Below are 18,015 nucleotides of genomic sequence, written 5' to 3' on the forward strand. Positions count from 1 at the left end.
TGCAGTCAGTCGGTCAGGGGTCAGGGGTCAGTGGGGTGCGAACTCGACGATGCTGCCGCCGAGCCGCTCCCGGAGCTTGGCCAGCGCCCGGGACGTGCGTGTACGGACCGCCGCCGAGCTGACGTGCATCGCGTCGGCCGTCTCCTCGACGCTGCGGTCCTCCCAGTACCGCAGCACCACCACCGCCCGGTCCTTGGGCGCGAGCGCCGCCAGGGCGTCGAGCAGGGCGATCCGCAGCGTCGGGTCGTCGCCGCCCTCCGGGGCCCGGTCGGGCAGCTCCCCCAGGGGACGCTCCGTCGCGGAGCGTCTGCGCCGGTGACTGAGGAACGTACGGACCAGGACCGTCTGCGCGTACCCGGCCGGGTTCCCGATCCGGTGGACGCGACCCCACATCGCGTACATCCGGCCCAGCGTCTCCTGCACCAGATCCTCGGCGAGATGGGTGTCTCCGCTGGTCAGCAGGCATGCCGACCGGTACAGATGACCCGTCCTGGCAGCTGCGAACTCCAGGAACTCGTCCGCGCGGGACTGCTTCATGTCCCTCCCCCCTGTCACGCGACCCCCTACACCTCAATGACGCGACGGGCCCGGGGAAATGTTTCACCGGAATTCCGCAGGTCCCGATCCGGGCCCGGATCCAGATCCATGCAGATTGTTACGTATTGCTCAGATTGGCCCCAGATGGGTATCTCTGGAACATGAACGGTTTTCTCGTGGATTCCACAGGGGTCACGACGGCGGCCGGAGTCTGGCAGTCCGGGTTGGCCCAGGTTCTCGGCGGCCTGGTCGTGGTCGCCGTACTGATCGGCGCGTTCTGGCTGGGGATGAGGGTCCGGGACAAAGAGTCCGCCACCCCCAAGGCCGAGGAGCAACCGCACCGGCCCGAGGGCGGTCTTCCCGGCGAGATGTCCGAGTACCGGCGGCCGGCGGAGATGCCCCACACCGACGGCGAGCACCGCCTCATGCCGTACGAACTGAAGAACGGCGGCACCTCGGGCACGGAGACCTCACCCGACCCGCCGAGCGAGGAGAAGCGCAAGTGGGGCGGGATCTCCAGCGGCGGCTTCGGCAGCGGCGGGACGGGTCACGGCGACTGATCCCGCAACGTGAGGCAGAGAGGTGGTCGATCACGCGGTGAGGCATGACGATGCCGCGCGGCTGCGGGCGATCGCGTACCGGATGCTGGGCTCGTTCGCCGAGGCCGACGACGCGGTACAAGCGGTGCAGGCCTCAGGGACCGAGGCGGACGCCGATGCCGGCGTCGCGCGCGTCTGCCTGGAACGGCTGCGTGCGCGCGAGTCCCGGCGCCAGGACCCCTGGGATCCCTGGGCGACGGGCGAGCCCCGCGAGCCGGTGCGCGGCTCCGACGCCGTCGACCCGGGCCTGCTCGCCGCCCTCGACGCGCTGACGCCGGCCGAGCGGGTGGCGTTCGTGCTGCACGACATGTTCGCGGTGCCGATCGACCGGATCGCGCCCGTCGTGGACCGCACCCCGGCGGCCACCCGGCAGCTGGTGAGCCGGGCGGCCACCCGGGTGCAAGGTACGGAGGAGATGCCCGAGCCGGACCTTCCGCGCCAGCGGGAGGTCGTCGCCGCGCTGCACGCCGCCGCGCACGACGGGGACTCCGACGCCGTGCGCGCGCTCCTCGACCCGGAGGTCCTCCTGCGCGCCGACGCGGAGGCGGTACGGGCCGGGGCGACCACCGCCCACGGGGCCCAGGCGGTCTCGGAGCGCCTCGCCGAGCTGGCGCGGACGGCCCGCCCCGCGCTCGTCGACGGCGCGGCGGGGCTGGTGGGGGCGGGCGCGGGTGCGGCCTTCGTGATGGCTCTCGCGGTCATCGACGGGCGCGTGACGGCCGTCGACGTCCTGATGGACCCGGGCCATGTGGGCCACATGCGCGTGGAGGTCGGCTGAGGCGGGCGCGCGCCACGACCCCCGGCCCGGGCCGGCGGACCGGGGGGTCCTGGCGTCGGTGTCCGTCTCTGTATCGGTGCGGCTATTCGGTGGGCCGTCTCCGGCCTCCGCGATGAGTTCCGCCGGACCGGGCAGTCTGCCCCTCGACAACCTCAGGCCCAGTAGGAGACAACTCGTGCACCAGGAACAGCTGCTCAGAGTCATGAACTTCTGCGTCTCGCGCGACGGATACGGCGCGGGCGAGAACCAGAGCCTCGAACGGCCCTTCGGCCACGCCGATCCCGGGTCCATGTTCTCCTGGGCCGGTGCCACGGCGAGCTGGCCGAACCGTACCGACCCCGGGGGTACCCGGGGCCTCGACGACTACTTCACCCGGGACTTCTCCAACAACATCGGCGCGGAGATCATGGGCCGGAACAAGTTCGGGCCCCAGCGCGGGCCCTGGCAGGACCTGGACTGGCTCGGGTGGTGGGGTGACGAACCGCCGTTCCGCACCCCAGTGTTCGTGATGACCCACCATCTGCGGCCGTCCTTCACGCTCTCCGACACCACGTTCCACTTCATCGACGCCGACCCCGCCACGGTCCTCGCCCAGGCGCGGGAGGCGGCCGGGGGCAAGGACGTCCGGCTCGGCGGCGGGGCGGCCACGGTCCGGGAGTTCCTCGACGCCGACCTCGTGGACACCCTCCACGTCGCGGTCTCGGACAGCGTGGAGCTCGGGGCGGGCTCGCGGCTCTGGGAGTCGCCGGACGAGCTGCTCGACCGGTTCCAGCTGGAGGTCGTGCCCAGCCCCAGCGGTGTCACCCACCATCTCTTCTGGCGGAAGTAAGCCCTCAGCCGAGGGGGCTCCCCTCGCGGGCCGCTATGTGCGCCGGCGGCTCGATGCCCTGCGGGAGCACCGGGTCCGGGGTCGGGGTGCCGAAGGTCGTGACGACCGGGAGGACCCCGGCCCAGAGGCCGAGTTCCGCGTCCGGGCTGTCGCCGTCGTCCGGCGGGCCCGAGGCGATCTTGACCGACGCCTCGGTGAGGTCGAGGGCGAGCAGCGAGGTGGCCGCCAGCTCCTTGCGGCTGGGCTGCCTGGCGTACTCCCACTGGCCAGGCGCGCTCTGCTCGGTGAGCGCGCGCAGCCCGCGCAGCTTCTCCTCCGGGTCGGTCACCTCGCGCGGAACGCCGTAGATCATCGCGCACCGGTAGTTGACCCCGTGCTCGAAGACGGACCGGGCGAGGACAAGGCCGTCTACGTGCGTCACCGTGACGCAGACCGTGGCGTCGGGCGCCCGGACCAGGCTGCGGCTGGCGACGGAGCCGTGCAGGTAGAGCCGGTCGCCCCCGGCGCCGTCCTCGCTGCCGTACTCGGTGCCGTACACGGTGGGCACGACCATCGGGGTGCCGTCGACGGTGACGCCGAGGTGGCAGAGGAACCCGGCGGCGAGCACCGCCTGCAGATCGGCGCGCCGGTGGCTGCCCTTGTCGCGCATCCGGCGGAGGCGGGTGCGCTCGGTGGGGGCGAGGTCGTCGGGGCAGGCAGGTGTCCGTTCGGGGGCGGTGCTCATGGAGTCCTCTTCGTGTGTGATCGCGTGCTCCGGTTTCTACGTCCTCCGGACCCCGCCCCGCCACCCTCGCCCGCCTGCCGGACAGCCCTCGAGGCGGCCCTTACGGCCTCAGCAGCCTCTCCTCCGCCACGGGGCTCAACCACTCTGCCGTCTTCAACTCGCCCTTCGGCAACGCGCGTTGCCAGGCCCAGGTGTCGGCCCCCGCGCCCGCGCGACGGGCCTCAACTGCCGCCCGGCCGAGGAGACGGTGGTCCAGGTCCAGCGGCGCCGGGGCGCCGGTCCAGGGAGGCGCCGTCACCTCGACGGGGCCGGAGTCCTTGGCCCTCAGGTACGCCTCCTCGCGGGTCCAGCAGCGTCGAGACGCGGGCAGCGGTTCGACGTCCGGGGGCCCGTCCCTGCGCGACCGCGCCGTACAGGGCGGCGAGTTCGGGGGTGAACAGCTCCACAGCCGCCGCTGGGCGGGGCTGAGGGGCAGGTAGCGCGGGCTCATTTGACCGCCTCCGGTTCCGGGCTCGCCACCGTATCGCCAGAGCCAGAGCCAGAGCCGGACCCGGAACCGGACCCGGAACCGAAGCCCGACCCGCCGCGCAGCCCCCGCGCCAGCAGCACGAGGGCGGCGACCACGAGCACGCCGCCGGACCACACGATCGAGGCCGCGACGCCGACGAACCCGGCGAGCAGACCGCCCACGACGACGCCGATGACGGTGAAGTTGACCATCAGGGCGTTGAGCAGGCCGACGCCACGGCCGCGCAGTTCCTCGGGGAGGTCGCTGAGCAGCGTGTTGGCGATCGGCACCTGGAAGAGGCCGGAGCCGAGGCCGGCGAGGACGCACCACGCCATGACGACGACCAGGCCGAGCGCGCCCCGGTCGGTGCCGTCCCAGACGGCGCCGGTGGGGGCGAGGAGCAGCAGCGAGGCGCCGAAGACCACGATCGAGCCGATGAGCAACTTGCGGTCGGAGAACCGGCGGACCAGCGGCGGGCCCGTCAGCGCGCCGATGACGCTGCCCGCGCCGAACATCGCCTGCGCGAGGCCGTAGCCGGTGGCGGGCAGCTCGAAGACGTTCAGGAGCTGGGAGTTGAGGTTGGTGGTGAACAGGCCGAGGACCAGCATCACCGGGACCATGACGATGGCCAGGAACTTCAGCGACGGCACGGCGAGCACCCCGGAGATGCCGGCGCGCAGCGACTGCCAGTAGCCCTCGCGCCCGCTGTCGGCGCCCCTGACGGGCACCTCCTTCAGCACGGCCATGCCGGCCAGGAGCACGGCGGAGATCGCGAACGTCGCCGCGTCGAGCACGAAGACGAAGGTGACGCTGCCGAAGGCGATGAGCAGTCCGCCGAGCGCGGGGCCGATCAGGTTCAGGGTGTGGTTGGTCGACTGGAAGAGCGCGACGGCCGTCGGGATGCTGTGGCCGCGAACGATCAGCGGGATCGCCGTGATGCGGGCCGTCTCGAAGAAGGCCTTCGCGATGCCGCTGAGCAGGATCAGCACGAGGAGGGTCAGCGGGGAGTCCCGTACGACGATCATCGCGAGGACCAGGACGATCCGGACCAGGTCGGAGCCGACCATGAGGAACCGGGCGGGCAACCGGTCGGCGAGCGGGCCCACGAAGGCGCCGAGGACGCCGAACGGCAGCAGTTGGGCGATGACGGCCAGCGAGACGTACAGGACCGGGTCGTCGGTCTCGGTGGCCACCACGTAGATCAGCGTGATCTTCGTGATGGCATCACCGAGGAACGAGGCGACGACGGCCAGCCAGTACCGGATGTACGTCCGGTCCTTCAGGAGCTCAAGCATGGTGGTGGCCTCCGTCGCCGCGCGGGGCGGCGTTCAGTACGTCGTTGAGCACGGTGGCGACGCCCTCGATGTGAGGGGCGCGCATCATCGTGCAGTGGTTGCCGTCCACCGAGCGGACGTCGAAGCTCTGCCCGGTCAGGTCCCGCCAGGACGAGGCCAGGTCCCAGGTCTCCTCGGCGGCGGGAACGGACCGCAGGTCGACGTGGCGGACGGGCACGCTCATGCTCGCGTGGACGACCTGGACGGGCGCGTGGCCGTCGTACTCGAAGTCAACGTTGAGCATCACGTCCCGCTCGGCCTCGGCCCCGGAGCGCGAAGCATGACGTACGTCCCCCTGTGGCTGCGTGATCACTGTGCTCACAGCATCACTACTGATCACAGGGGTAGGAAGGGTTTCCGGCTGGCCCGATTGGGTCCTGACCCAATCGGGCCCGCTCCGCACTGCTGCGGCCGCCTGGGATGATGACGGGAGGAACAGGGGTGAACGTATGCTCGAACTGCTGGGACTGGATCAGCCGACCGAGGCCGTGTACCGGGCGATGCTGACCCATCCCGACACCGCGGCGGACGCGCTGGCCGAGCACCTCGGCATGCCCGAGGATTCCGTACGAGAGGCATGGCGGCGGCTGGCCGGACTGTCCCTCGCCCAGTACCCCGCCGGGGGCCCGCTCAACGCGTCGGCGCCACCCCGCGCGGTCAACCCCCAGGTCGCCCTGGAATACCTGCTCACCCAGCGCCAGGCCGAGTTCGAGCTCCAGCGCCGGCGGATCGCCGGCGCCCGGGCCGCGGCGGAGCGACTCATCTCCGAGTACGAGGAACTACGCCCGGCCGACCCACCGGTCGGCGTGGAACACCTCGCCCACCTGGACGACATCCGTGCCCGACTGGCGTTGCTCACCGAGAACCTCAAGACCGAGGTGATGGTCTTCGCCCCCGGTGGCGCGCAGACCGAGGCGAACATGGCGGCTTCCCGCCCCCTCAACGAACGGATCCTGACGCGGGGCGTCACGATGCGGACGATCTACCTGGACAGCGTGCGCAACAGCCCGGCGAGCGTGGCGCACGCCAAGTGGCTGACGGAGCTGGGCGGACAGGTCCGCACCGTCGCCACGCTCCCCCTGCGGATGACCATCGTCGACCGGACGACCGCCGTCATCCCCGTCGACAGTGAGGACAGCAGCGCGGGCGGGGTCGTCCTCACCGGACAGGGCATCCTGACGGCCCTGTGCACCCTCTTCGAGACGGTCTGGGCCAACGCCCGCCCGCTCGGCGAGGCGCACCGCCGGGACGAGGGCGAACTCGACCACCAGGAGACCGCGACCCTGCGCCTGCTGGCCGCGGGCCACACCGACGAGGGCATCGCCAAGCGCCTGGGCGTCTCCCACCGCACGGCCCGCCGGATCGCCACGGTCCTCATGGACCGCCTGGGCGCCCGCAGCCGCTTCGAGGCCGGGGCGAAGGCGGTCCAACGAGGCTGGCTACCCCCGGAGGCGTAAGCCCTTCGCCCTACGGCACGCACGCCGACCACCGCTCGCCTGACTAGCGCTCGCTGACTACCGCACGCTGAGCGGCCGCTGGTCGACCCAGACCTCGTCGATGTGCGCGAGGCACTCCTCCTTGGTGCCGACGACACCCACACCCCGCCGGCCGGCGGGCAGTTCGCGCCCCTCGGCCCAGATCGAGTACCGAACGGGAATCACCTCAGCCGATCCACCCGGCAAATACTTGCAAGACCCTGACCGTTTTTTGCGGCCGTGCTGTACGGTACGCGCATGAAGAAGAGGCTGATCGACGTGGCGCAGTTCGCGGGCGTCAGTGAGGCGACGGCGCGGCGGGCGCTCCATGGCAGCCCGCTGGTGGCGCCCGCGACGCGAGAGCGGGTTCTGACGGCGCTCGACGTGCTCGGGCTGCCCCGGCCGGCGGGGCAGGAGAAGGAGCGGAACCTGTTGATCGGCGTGGTGGTGCCGAATCTGCAGAATCCCGTGTTCCCCGCGTTCGCGGAGGCAATCACCAGCCGGCTCAACAAGCGCGGCCTTGTGCCCGTGCTGTGCACCCGGACCTCCGACGGGGTGTCCGAGGCCAACTACATCGAGATGCTGCTGGCCCAGAACATCGGCGGGATCGTCTTCATCGGGTCCAGTTACGCGGACGCCGGCGCCGAGCAGGGGGCGGCCCTGAAGGAGCGCAAGGTGCCGCTCGTCCTGGTCAACCCGGCCGACGAGAACGCGGACGCGGTGCAGATCAGCGCCGATGACGCCGACGCGGTACAGCAGGCGCTCACCCATCTGACCGGGATGGGGCACCGGCGGATCGGGCTCCTGGTCGGGCCAGTGGGGCATGTGCCGTCGGCTCGCAAGCTCGCCGCCTTCGCCGCGTTCTGGAAGGCCCGCCAGGTGCCCTCCGAGGAGTGGAAGCCCCTGGTCGGACACGCCTTGTTCTCCATGGAGGCGGGCGCCGCCACGGCGGGCAGACTCCTGCGGAGCGGGGCGACAGCCATCGTTTGCGGAAGCGACGAACTGGCCCTGGGGGCGATTCGCGGCGCCCGCAGGATGGGCCTGGACGTACCGGGTGATATCTCCGTGACCGGGTTCGACGACTCGCTGCTCATGGGCGCCGTCGACCCGCCCCTGACGACCTGCCGGCAGCCGGTGGCGCGCATGGCCGACGCTGCGGTGGAAGCGCTGACGATGCAGATGCGGGAGCACCCGGTGGAGGCCGGAGTGACACCGTTCCAGACCCAGCTGATCGTTCGGGGCTCGACCGGAAGGCCAGGTCACCACCCTCGCAAGTAGAAATTTTTCAATCGGTCATTGACTTCTTACATAGTCGACTTCTACCTTCTGCGGTGTCAGCCGGCGCCCCCGGGTAGACGGGACCGGGCAGAGCGCGGCGCATCTCAGGAGGGCCGATCTGTCATGGCAGGTACGCAGAGCCGTCGCGGGCTCATAGCCGCGGGTATCGCCGTTGCTCTCGCCGGAGGGCTGGCCGGTTGCGGCGGCTCCCCGGCCGTGTCCAAGGACGGCATCGTCACCATCACGGTCAACGGCATGCCGCCCAAGACCCAGCCGGTGGACCGCAAGTACTTCGAGGAGGACATCAAGGCCTTCGAGAAGGAGCACCCGAAGATCAGGATCGACGCCCGTGAAGGGCAGATGGATCCCAAGACGTTCTCCGCCAAGCTCGCCGGCGGCCAGCTCGAGGACGTCTACTACGTCTACTTCACCGACCCCGCGGGCCTCATCGCCCGCCGTCAGGGCGCGGAGATCACCCAGTACGTCAAGGACATGCCGTACTACAAGGACATCAAGTCCGACTACCTCAACGTGTTCACCGGCTCCGACGGCGCCCTGTACGGCCTGCCGAACGGGCAGTACTCCCTCGGTCTGATCTACAACCGCGACCTTTTCAAGAAGGCCGGGCTCGACCCGGACAAGCCGCCGGCCACCTGGGAAGAGGTCCGTACGGCCGCGAAGAAGATCAGCGCGCTGGGCGACGGCACCGTCGGCTACGCCGACTACAGCAAGAACAACCAGGGCGGATGGCACTTCACCGCGTGGGTCTACTCCCTGGGCGGGGACATCGCGGTCGCGGAGAACGGCGGCTGGAAGGCGGCCTTCGACGGCCCCGAGGGCCGCAAGGCCCTGCAGCTGCTCCACGACATGCGCTGGACCGACAACTCCATGGGAACGCGCCAGCTCCTGCAGATCGAGGACGTCCAGAAAATGATGGGCGCCGGCAAGCTGGGTATGTACATGGCCGGCCCGGACAACATCCCCACCATCGTCAAGCAGTTCGAGCGCGAGTACGACGAGTACGGGGTCGCCGCGATGCCGGGCAAGGCGACCCTCGGCGGCGGCAACGGTTTCATGTTCAACCCCAAGGCCTCGCCGGAGGAGATCAAGGCCGGCATCGAGTGGGTCCAGTGGAAGTACCTCAACCCCGACCGCACCGAGTTCGAGGACAAGCGCGCCTCGGGCAACGACATCCCGATCGGGCTCCCCCTCGACCGGCTGTTCACCGGCGCGGCGCAGGAGAAGCAGGACGCCGCGCACTCCAAGTACGCCAACGTCCCGCGGAACAACTACAAGCCCTTCGTCGAGGGCAACGCCACGCGCGAGCAGAAGGTCGAGCCGCCGAACGCCCAGCAGATCTACGCCGTCCTGGACGGGGTGATGCAGGCCGTCCTGACCGACAAGGACGCCGACCTCGACAAGCTGCTCGCCGATGCCGCCAAGAAGGTCGACGGCATCCTCGCGACGGTCAAGTGACATGGCGGCACCGGCCCTCACGCGGACACCGAAAGCCTCCTCGCGGCCGCGGAAGGACACCAGGGGACAAGGCCAAGGACACGGCCAAGGACCAGGCCAGAGGCGTCGGCGCCGCGTCCGCGAGAACCTGATCGCCTACGCGTTCCTCGGCGCCGGGCTGATCTGCTTCGTCGTCTTCTCCTGGTACCCGATCGTCCGGGGCCTGCTGCTCGGCTTCCAGGAGGTCACCTTCTCCCAGCCCGCCACCTGGGTGGGCTGGGAGAACTACCAACGCCTCTTCGACGACCCGCTGTTCGCCACGGCCTGGAAGAACACCGGCTACTTCACCCTGCTGGCCCTCGTCTTCGGCTTCGCCGCCCCGTTCGTCACCGCGGTCGTCCTCAACGAGTTCCGCCACGCCCGCGGCTACCTGCGCATGACGGTGTACCTGCCGGTGATGCTGCCGCCGATCGTCACGATGCTGCTGTGGCGCTGGTTCTACGACCCGGGGCCCGGCCTGTTCAACAGCGTCCTGGAGGTCCTGCACCTGCCGGCCCAGCAGTGGCTGGAGTCGGAGCACCTCGCCATGGTCTCCCTGGTACTCGTCTCCACCTGGGCCAACATGGGCACCACCACGCTGATCTACCTCGCGGCCCTGGGCTCCGTCCCCGGCGAGCTGTACGAGGCGGCCGAACTCGACGGCGCGTCCATCCGGCAGCGGCTGTGGCACGTGACGATCCCGCAGACGCGGTTCATCCTCATGATCACCCTGCTGCTCCAGGTCATCGGCACCATGCAGGTGTTCATCGAACCGTTCGTCCTCACCGGCGGCGGACCCAACGACGCCACCGTCACCGTACTGCTGCTGCTCTACCGGTACGCGTTCGTCTACAACGACTTCGGCATGGCCAGCGCCATGAGCACCGTGCTGTTCGTCGTCCTGGGCCTGTTCGCAGCGGTCTACCTGCGCCTGACCCGCGGCAAGGCCTGAAAGGAGGCACCGTGTCCGCCCCCGCAGAACGCACACGTACACGCACACTCATCGCGCCGTCCGAGATGAACCGCCGCACCGGCCGGTACCTGTACCGCTTCGTGCTCGCCCTGACCGTGGTCGGCTTCACTCTCGCGTTCGTCTTCCCGCTGTACTGGATGGCCTCCGGGGCACTGAAGTCGTCCGCCGAACTGGCTGACCCCAACCCCACTCTGTGGCCGCAGAGTTGGCACCCGGAGTCGTACAGCCAGGCATGGACCAACGTCGGCCTGGCCCAGCACTTCCTCAACACCCTGCTGCTGGCCCTCGGTGCCTGGCTCACCCAGCTCATCGTCGACGTCGCGGCCGCGTACGCCCTGTCCCGGCTGCGTCCCGTCCTGGGCAACGTCGTCCTGGGGATGATGCTGGCCACCCTCATGCTGCCGGTGTCCGCGCTGCTCGTGCCCACCTATCTGACGGTCACCGACGTCCCGCTCATCCACGTCAACCTGATCAACACGCCCTGGGCGATCTGGCTGCCCGCCTGCGCGAACGCGTTCAACATCTTCATCCTGAAACGGTTCTTCGACCAGATCCCGGGCGAGCTGCTCGAGTCGGCCCAACTGGACGGAGCCGGACCGGCGCGGGTCCTCGTCTCCGTCGTGCTCCCGCTCTCGCGCCCGGTCCTGGCCGTCGTATCGATCTTCGCGGTCGTAGGCGTCTGGAAGGACTTCCTCTGGCCGCTCCTCGTCCTGCCGGACCCCGCGCGCCAGCCCATCACCGTCGCACTCAACCGCCTGGCCGAGTTCATGCCCGCCAACCAGCTCCTCGCGGGCATGGTCATGGCCTCCATCCCGCTGCTGGTCGTCTTCCTCATCTTCCAGCGCCACATCATCGCGGGCCTGACGGCGGGCAGCCTGAAGGGCTGAACTCCGGCCCGGCTTCCGCCGGAACGAGCCTCCACCGGAACGAGCCTCCACCGGGCCGAGCTTCCGTCGGCCGGGCCTCTTCCACCCACCCAGCGGCCTCCATCGCACCGGCGCCACCCCACCCATACGCCCAGGGCCAAGCCGCCCCCGCACCGGAAGGACACACCGCCGTGTCGATCCACCGCACTTCCCCGCGCCCCAGGACCAGGAACTCCGCCGCGACAGCCGCCACCCTACTCCTGGCCATCGCAGGCACCGCCTCCTACAGCCTCGCCGCCCCGGCTCCCGCCCGCGCCGCCACCGTGGTCCTGGAGTCCGAGACGGCCGCCCTCGCCGGCGGTACCGCGGTGGAGCGGGAGCACGCCGGGTACACCGGGACGGGCTACGTCGGCGGCTACACCGACGGCAACAAGGGCTCGGCGTCCACGTCGTACGCCGTCGCGTCCGCGTTCGCGGGCACCGGGTCGGCGCGGATCCGCTACGCCAACGGCACGGGCTCGCCCAAGACCCTGACGCTGCTCGTCAACGGCACGGCGTCCGGCCAGGTCACCCTCCCGGCCACCAGCGCGTGGACGAGCTGGGCCATGACGGTCGTACCCGTCGCCTTCACCCAGGGCACCAACACTCTCACCCTGGCCTTCACCGCCACCGACAGCGGCAACGTCAACATCGACAGCCTCACCGCCACCACCCCCGACGCCCCCGCCCCCATCGACCCCACCATCGTGGAGGCGGAGTCCGCCACCCTGGCCGGTGGCGCGGTCGTCGAACAGGAGCACGCCGGCTACACCGGCAGCGGTTACGTCGGCGGGCTCACCGACCCCCACAAGGGCACCGCCTCCCTCACCGCGGGCGTGCAGTCCACCCACGCCGGCGCCGGCAGCGTCACCATCCGCTACGCCAACGGCACAGGCTCGCCCAAGACCCTGACGCTGCTCGCGAACGGCGCCGCATCCGGCCAGGTCACCCTCCCAGCCACCAGCGGCTGGGCGAGCTGGGGCACGGTGGACGTCCCCGTCACCTTCGCCCAAGGCGCCAACACCCTCCGGCTGGCCTTCACCGCCACCGACAGCGGCAACGTCAACATCGACCACCTCAAGGCGACCACCCCCACCGGCCCCGGCGACCCGGACCCGACCGGGGTGGGGGCCACCGTCCCGTTCACCACGTACGAGGCCGAGGCCGGCACCAGCCAGGGCTCGACGATCGGCCCCGACCGCACGTACCTCACCGTCGCCTCGGAGGCCTCCGGCCGCAAGGCCGTCACGCTGTCCCAGACCGGTGACTACGTCGAGGTCAGGCTCACCAAGCCCGCCAACGCGATCAACCTGCGCTACTCCCTGCCCGACAGCGGCGACGGCAAGGGCATCGACGCCTCCCTCAGCGCGTACGCCGACGGCCAGGCGCTGCCCGACCTCCAGCTGACCTCCCGGTACGCCTGGGTCTACGGCGAGTACCCGTACACCAACAATCCCGGCGAGGGCAAAGCCCACCGCTTCTTCGACGAGACCCGCGTCGCCTTCGGCCAGACCCTCCCGGCCGGCACCGTCCTGCGGCTGCGGAAGGACGCCGGGGACACCGCCCCCTCCTACACGATCGACCTGATCGAGGCGGAGGAGACCGGAGCGGCAGGCACCCTGCCCAGCGGCTACGTGTCCGCCACCACCCTCGGCGTCACCCCGAACGACGGCCAGGACGACACCGCCGCCCTCAACCAGGCGCTCGTGACGGCCAAGGGCCAGGGCAAGGGGCTGTTCCTGCCGGCCGGCACGTACAACATCTCCGACCACATCAACCTCACCGGCGTGAAGCTGCGCGGCGCGGGGGTGTGGCACACGGTGCTGCGCGGCACCGGCCTCAAAGGCGGCCTGTTCGGCCGGGGCGGCACGAGCACCGTCGAGGACCTGATGATCGACGGCCAGAACACGGTCCGCGACGACGCGGGCGGACACGCCGCCGTCGAGGGGGACTTCGGCACCGGGTCCGTCATCAACAATATCTGGATCCAGCACACCAAGGTCGGCCTGTGGATATCCGGCCCGACCGACGGCCTCAAGGCCGACAAGCTGCGGATCCGCAACACGTACGCCGACGGAGTCAACCTGCGCGGCGCGGTGAAGAACACGGTCGTCTCCCAGAGCAGCATCCGCGGCACCGGCGACGACGCGCTCGCCATGTGGTCGGACGGAGGCGCGGTGACGAACAGCGCCTTCCGCAACAACACCGTGCAGCTGCCCACGCTCGCCAACGGCGCGGCCGTCTACGGCGGCAGCGGCAACAGCGTCGAGAACAACCTCATCTCCGACACCGTCGTCGCCGCGGCCGGCATCACGGTCTCCACCCGCTTCGGCGAGCCCTTCAGCGGCACCACCACCGTCTCGGGCAACCTCCTGCGCCGTACCGGCAGCATGGAGGTGAACTGGAACGCCAAGCTCGGCGCCCTGTGGGTCTACGCCGACCGGTACGACATCACCCAGCCCGTCGTCCTGACGAACAACACCGTCGAGGACTCGACGTACAGCGGGCTCCTCGTCACCTGGCAGAAGTCGGTCTCCGACCTGCGCGTGGACGGCCTGGCCATCAACGGGACGGGCCACCACGGCATCGAGGGCAACGCGGCAGGCAACGGCACCTTCTCCCGCACCACCGTCACCGGAACCGCCGCCACTCCCCTGAACATGACCGGCGGCTTCACCATCCAGCGCGGAAGCGGCAACTCCGGCTGGTGACCCGACGGACCGCGGGCCCGGGCGTGCGTCCCTGACCGGCCGCCCGGGCCCGCGGCCCACCACCCCGCGGCCCACCACCCCGCGGCCCACCACCCCATGGCTCCGCATCCTCACGAAGGCAGGCCCCATGACCCCGCGCACCACCGACTGGTGGCGTCACGCAGCCATCTACCAGGTCTACCCGCGCAGCTTCGCCGACGGCAACGGCGACGGCATCGGCGACCTCACCGGCGTGCGCTCCAGACTGGACCACCTCCAGCGACTGGGCATCGAGGCCATCTGGTTCTCCCCCTGGTACCTGACCCCGATGGCGGACGCGGGCTACGACGTCACCGACTTCCGCCAGATCGATCCCCGATTCGGCACCCTCGCCGAAGCGGAGAAGCTCATCGCCGAGGCCCACGAGCGGGGCATCCGCATCATCGTCGACGTCGTCCCCAACCACGTCTCCAACGAACACGCCTGGTTCACCGCCGCCCTCGCCGCCGCTCCCGGTTCACCGGAACGCGACCTGTTCTGGTTCCGCGAGGGCCGCGGCGAGAACGGCGAACTGCCCCCCAACGAATGGCAGTCCATCTTCGGCGGCTCCGCCTGGACCCGCGTACCCGACGGCCAGTGGTACCTGCACCTGTTCGCCCCCGAGCAGCCCGACCTCAACTGGCGCAGCCCGCTGGTGCGCGCCGAGTACGAGGACATCCTGCGCTTCTGGTTCGACCGCGGGGTCGACGGCATCCGCGTGGACTCCGCCGCCATGTGCAGCAAGGACCCCGACCTCCCCGACTACGACCACGCACGTTTCCCCGACCCCCACCCGTACGTCGATCGCGACGAGAACCACGAGATCTACCGAGGCTGGCGCGCCGTCGCCGACTCCTACGCCGAACCCCGCGCGCTGATCGGCGAGGTCTGGCTGGCCGACCCCGCCCGCTTCGCCCAGTACCTGCGCGCCGACGAACTCCACACCGCCTTCAACTTCGACTTCCTCGGCTGCGGTTGGGACGCAGCCGCCCTGCGCGCCTGCGTCGACCAGACGCTCGCCGCGCACGCGGGCGTCGGCGCCGCCAGCACGTGGGTGCTGTCCAACCACGACGTCACCCGGCACGTCACCCGCTACGGCAGGCCCGACACCAGCACCGCGGCCGGCATCCGCCAGTACAACCCCGAGGTCGACGAGGACCTGGGCCGGCGGCGCGCCCGCGCGGCCGCCCTGCTCACCATGGCCCTGCCGGGAGCCGTCTACGTCTACCAGGGCGAGGAACTCGGCCTCCCGGAGGTCGAGGACATCCCCGCCGACCGCCGCGACGACCCGATCTACCACCGCACGAACGGCAAGGACCCGGGCCGCGACGGCTGCCGGGTCCCACTCCCCTGGACGGGAGACACGGAACCCTACGGATTCAGCCCCGCCGACTCCCCGAGCCCCTGGCTTCCCCAGCCCCCCACCTGGTCACACCTGACGGTGGCCGCCCAGGACAAGGACCCCGACTCCACACTCAACCTCTACCGCACCGCCCTCACCCTCCGCGCGACGGAACCCACCCTGGGAGACGGCCCCATGCAGTGGCTCGACTCCCCGAGGAACGTCCTGGCCTTCACCCGCGGCGAGGGCTTCACCTGCCTGGTGAACCTCTCCACCACCCCGCTCCCCCTCCCACCCCACACCCAGCTCCTCGCCTCCTCCCACCCTCTGAGCGAGAACCTGCTCCCACCAGACACCAGCGCCTGGCTCCGCACCCCCTGACGTCCGCGGAACAAGAAACCCCAGGTCAGAAGAGCTGACCTGGGGTGAAGGTGATCTGGGGTGGCCGGTCATTCCTCGGCGTCGCGGACCAGGAGTGCGATCTGCACCCGGTTCTCGACCGCCAGCTTGGCGAACAGGTTGCCTGTGTGCGCCTTGACGGTCGCGACGCTGATGCCCAGGCGCTCGGCGATCTCCGGGTTGCCAAGACCGTCCGCGATGGCCCGGGCGGTCTCGAGTTCCCGTCCGGTCAGCGCGGAGAGCTGTTTCCGCGCGGCTTCGCGGGACGAGCGGCGGGCCGCGGAGGACTGCGGCCCGGTGGCCGCCGCGATCACTCGTGCCGTGGCAGCCGGGGACAGTACGGGGTTCCCGTCCGCGACCGTCCGCACCGCGTCGAGGATCCGCGCCGGCGGGGTGTCCTTCAGGACGAACCCGAGGGCTCCGGCGCGCAGCGCGCCGAGCAGCAGATCGTCGGAGTCGAACGTGGTCAGCATGAGGACCCGGGGCGGCGCCGGCCGGGTGAGGAGTTCCCGGGTCGCGCTGAGACCGTCACGGCCGGGCATCCGGATGTCCATCAGCACGACGTCCGGCCGCTGTTCGTCCACCACGGCGATCGCGGCGTCCCCGTCGGCCGCCTCCGCGACGACGGTCAGGTCCGGTTCGCCGTCGATGACGAGTCGTAGCGCAAGGCGCACCAGTTGTTCGTCGTCGACGATGACGACCCGCACCGGCTCCCGCTCGCTGTCCACTCAGCTTCTCTTTTCGTGGTCGTGGTCGTGGTTCGGGTTCGGGTTCGGCCAGGGGAGTTGCGCGGCGAGGACGTATCCGCCGTCGAGCGTGGGGTGATGGCTGAGTCCTCCGCCGGCGAGGGTGATGCGTTCGGCGAGGCCGAGCAGACCGAATCCCGATGTCGGCGGTTGAACGATCGTCGTGGTGGCCGGGAAGTTGCGGACGCTCACGCGCAGTTCGTCGCCGGCCGTTCCTTCGACGGTGATGTGTACGGCGGCGCCCGGGGCGTGTTTGGCGGCGTTGGTCAGTCCTTCCTGGATGACCCGGTAGCAGGTCCGGCCCACGACGTCGGACGGCGTTCCCGTCACCGTGTTGGTGAGCGTGACGTCCAGTCCGGAAGTGCGGGCGTCGCCCACCAGCTCCGGGATACGGTCGAGGGAGGGCTGTGGCGGTTCCGGGCGGCCCGGGTCGGCGCGGAGGACACCGAGGACGTCCCGTAGCTCTTCCAACGCCTGGTGGGAGCCGTCGGCGATGCCACGGATCAACGTGCGGTTCTCCTCAGGGGTGAGGTTGCCGCGGTGGTCGAGGACTCCGGCCTGCATGGCGACCAGGGAGATCCGGTGCGCGAGCACGTCGTGCATCTCCCGGGCGATACGGTTCCGTTCCAGGGCCCGCGCCTGCTCCGCCCGTGCGGTCTGTTCCCGCTCCGCGCTCTCCGCCCGCTCCCGCAGGGACCACACCTCGACGCGTCGTGCGCCGATGGCCACGCCCATGGCCACCGCGATGCCCGCGCTCAGTGCCGGGAGTGCGAGTTGGAGCGCCAGAGAGCCGGGCGGGGTCTCGATCGGGTAGAGCACGAGGGTGAGTTGCGACGCGGCTACGTAGACGAGCGCGACAACTCCGATCTCCACCGGACGGCGACGCGTGGAGATCGAGCACAGAGCCAGCAGCGCGGCACCGACGGCGAGTGTCGACACACCCGAGGCGATGGCGACCGCCATGGCGACGGCGAGCGGGAACCCTCGCCGCCACAGGAGCGCCGTCAGGCAGCCGAGAGCCACCAGCGGATCACCGGTGACCAACCAGGAACACGTGTCGGTCGCGCACCCCCGCGGCAGCGCCGCACCGGTGGAGACCCAGAAGGGAATGCCCAGTGCCGCGGCCGCCACCAGCTGCCATGTCTGCTGCCACCCCCCGAGTCGTGGCGCGAGGTCCGTGTTCATCCGGTCATTGTCGCGAAACCGTGCGGCCGGTGCAGCAGACCTGAGGACACTCCCGCCCTCGCCCGGAGTCGTACCACCACTTCGACTTAGGTCTAGGTCGACTCGGGCCAACGGGCCGATGTGCCGATGCCGCCGGACGATCAGACTCGTCCATGTCACCCGATCGTTCCGGCGTGCGAC

Annotated in this window: 18 protein-coding genes; 10 read left to right on the forward strand and 8 right to left on the reverse strand. The window is 70.5% G+C overall.

The genetic code is table 11. The features are described 5' to 3' along the window. Window positions 1-27: 27 nt before the first annotated feature. On the reverse strand, window positions 28-537 hold the full coding sequence (locus tag ACFWRO_RS00365; RefSeq protein ID WP_384502902.1) for a SigE family RNA polymerase sigma factor: 510 nt from the start codon (window positions 535-537) through the stop codon (window positions 28-30). A gap of 161 nt (window positions 538-698) precedes the next feature. Here ACFWRO_RS00365 and ACFWRO_RS00370 point away from each other — a divergent pair, with 161 nt between their 5' ends. The 3 genes from ACFWRO_RS00370 (at window position 699) to ACFWRO_RS00380 (ending at window position 2,743) form a co-directional block, all read left to right on the forward strand. Further along, the gene (locus ACFWRO_RS00370; protein WP_384502904.1) at window positions 699-1,097 is read left to right on the forward strand and encodes a DUF6479 family protein; all 399 of its coding nucleotides are present in this window, start codon (window positions 699-701) and stop codon (window positions 1,095-1,097) included. A 37-nt stretch (window positions 1,098-1,134) separates the two neighbouring features. Continuing rightward, window positions 1,135-1,914, forward strand: a complete 780-nt coding sequence (locus ACFWRO_RS00375) for a sigma factor-like helix-turn-helix DNA-binding protein (protein ID WP_384502906.1) — start codon at window positions 1,135-1,137, stop codon at window positions 1,912-1,914. A 202-nt stretch (window positions 1,915-2,116) separates the two neighbouring features. Beyond that, entirely contained in the window at window positions 2,117-2,743 is a 627-nt protein-coding gene (locus tag ACFWRO_RS00380; RefSeq protein ID WP_384503691.1) for a dihydrofolate reductase family protein, read from the forward strand. A gap of 4 nt (window positions 2,744-2,747) precedes the next feature. Here ACFWRO_RS00380 and ACFWRO_RS00385 read toward each other — a convergent pair whose 3' ends face one another. The 4 genes from ACFWRO_RS00385 to ACFWRO_RS00400 form a co-directional block, all read right to left on the reverse strand. Beyond that, on the reverse strand, window positions 2,748-3,467 hold the full coding sequence (locus ACFWRO_RS00385; RefSeq protein WP_384502908.1) for a pyridoxamine 5'-phosphate oxidase family protein: 720 nt from the start codon (window positions 3,465-3,467) through the stop codon (window positions 2,748-2,750). A gap of 100 nt (window positions 3,468-3,567) precedes the next feature. Continuing rightward, window positions 3,568-3,957, reverse strand: a complete 390-nt coding sequence (locus ACFWRO_RS00390) for a hypothetical protein (protein WP_384502910.1) — start codon at window positions 3,955-3,957, stop codon at window positions 3,568-3,570. Next, entirely contained in the window at window positions 3,954-5,270 is a 1,317-nt protein-coding gene (locus tag ACFWRO_RS00395) for an MFS transporter (RefSeq protein ID WP_384502912.1), read from the reverse strand. Before ACFWRO_RS00395 ends, ACFWRO_RS00390 begins: the two co-directional genes overlap by 4 nt. Then, window positions 5,263-5,631 (reverse strand): hypothetical protein, encoded by a 369-nt coding sequence (locus tag ACFWRO_RS00400; protein WP_384502914.1) that lies wholly within the window; start codon window positions 5,629-5,631, stop codon window positions 5,263-5,265. Before ACFWRO_RS00400 ends, ACFWRO_RS00395 begins: the two co-directional genes overlap by 8 nt. A 127-nt stretch (window positions 5,632-5,758) precedes the next feature. On the opposite strand from ACFWRO_RS00400, the gene ACFWRO_RS00405 reads away from it, so the two are divergent. Further along, window positions 5,759-6,766, forward strand: a complete 1,008-nt coding sequence (locus ACFWRO_RS00405; protein WP_384502916.1) for a LuxR C-terminal-related transcriptional regulator — start codon at window positions 5,759-5,761, stop codon at window positions 6,764-6,766. 57 nt (window positions 6,767-6,823) lie between these two features. Here ACFWRO_RS00405 and ACFWRO_RS00410 read toward each other — a convergent pair whose 3' ends face one another. Further along, a complete protein-coding gene (locus ACFWRO_RS00410) occupies window positions 6,824-6,970 on the reverse strand; it encodes an MbtH family NRPS accessory protein (protein WP_384502918.1) in 147 nt (48 codons plus the stop codon). 72 nt (window positions 6,971-7,042) lie between these two features. Here ACFWRO_RS00410 and ACFWRO_RS00415 point away from each other — a divergent pair, with 72 nt between their 5' ends. From ACFWRO_RS00415 to ACFWRO_RS00440, 6 genes are all read left to right on the forward strand, one after another. Next, a complete protein-coding gene (locus ACFWRO_RS00415; RefSeq protein ID WP_384502920.1) occupies window positions 7,043-8,062 on the forward strand; it encodes a LacI family DNA-binding transcriptional regulator in 1,020 nt (339 codons plus the stop codon). Between the two features lie 123 nt (window positions 8,063-8,185). After that, window positions 8,186-9,538, forward strand: coding sequence for an extracellular solute-binding protein (locus ACFWRO_RS00420; protein ID WP_384502922.1), 1,353 nt, complete (start codon window positions 8,186-8,188; stop codon window positions 9,536-9,538). A gap of 1 nt (window position 9,539) precedes the next feature. Then, complete coding sequence (locus tag ACFWRO_RS00425) at window positions 9,540-10,508, forward strand: carbohydrate ABC transporter permease (protein WP_384502924.1); 969 nt, start codon at window positions 9,540-9,542, stop codon at window positions 10,506-10,508. Between the two features lie 65 nt (window positions 10,509-10,573). Further along, window positions 10,574-11,416: a carbohydrate ABC transporter permease gene (locus ACFWRO_RS00430; RefSeq protein WP_384503692.1), complete on the forward strand. Its 843-nt coding sequence runs from the start codon at window positions 10,574-10,576 to the stop codon at window positions 11,414-11,416. A gap of 170 nt (window positions 11,417-11,586) precedes the next feature. Then, on the forward strand, window positions 11,587-14,145 hold the full coding sequence (locus tag ACFWRO_RS00435; protein ID WP_384502925.1) for a carbohydrate-binding protein: 2,559 nt from the start codon (window positions 11,587-11,589) through the stop codon (window positions 14,143-14,145). Between the two features lie 127 nt (window positions 14,146-14,272). Further along, complete coding sequence (locus ACFWRO_RS00440; RefSeq protein ID WP_384502927.1) at window positions 14,273-15,886, forward strand: glycoside hydrolase family 13 protein; 1,614 nt, start codon at window positions 14,273-14,275, stop codon at window positions 15,884-15,886. 68 nt (window positions 15,887-15,954) lie between these two features. Here the strand turns inward: ACFWRO_RS00440 and ACFWRO_RS00445 are convergent, their stop codons facing one another. Both ACFWRO_RS00445 and ACFWRO_RS00450 read right to left on the reverse strand, forming a co-directional pair. After that, on the reverse strand, window positions 15,955-16,632 hold the full coding sequence (locus ACFWRO_RS00445; protein ID WP_384502929.1) for a response regulator: 678 nt from the start codon (window positions 16,630-16,632) through the stop codon (window positions 15,955-15,957). After that, on the reverse strand, window positions 16,633-17,835 hold the full coding sequence (locus ACFWRO_RS00450) for a sensor histidine kinase (protein WP_384502930.1): 1,203 nt from the start codon (window positions 17,833-17,835) through the stop codon (window positions 16,633-16,635). Window positions 17,836-18,015: the final 180 nt, after the last annotated feature.

The organism is Streptomyces sp. NPDC058579 (genome assembly GCF_042718575.1).
Lineage (GTDB): Bacteria > Actinomycetota > Actinomycetes > Streptomycetales > Streptomycetaceae > Streptomyces.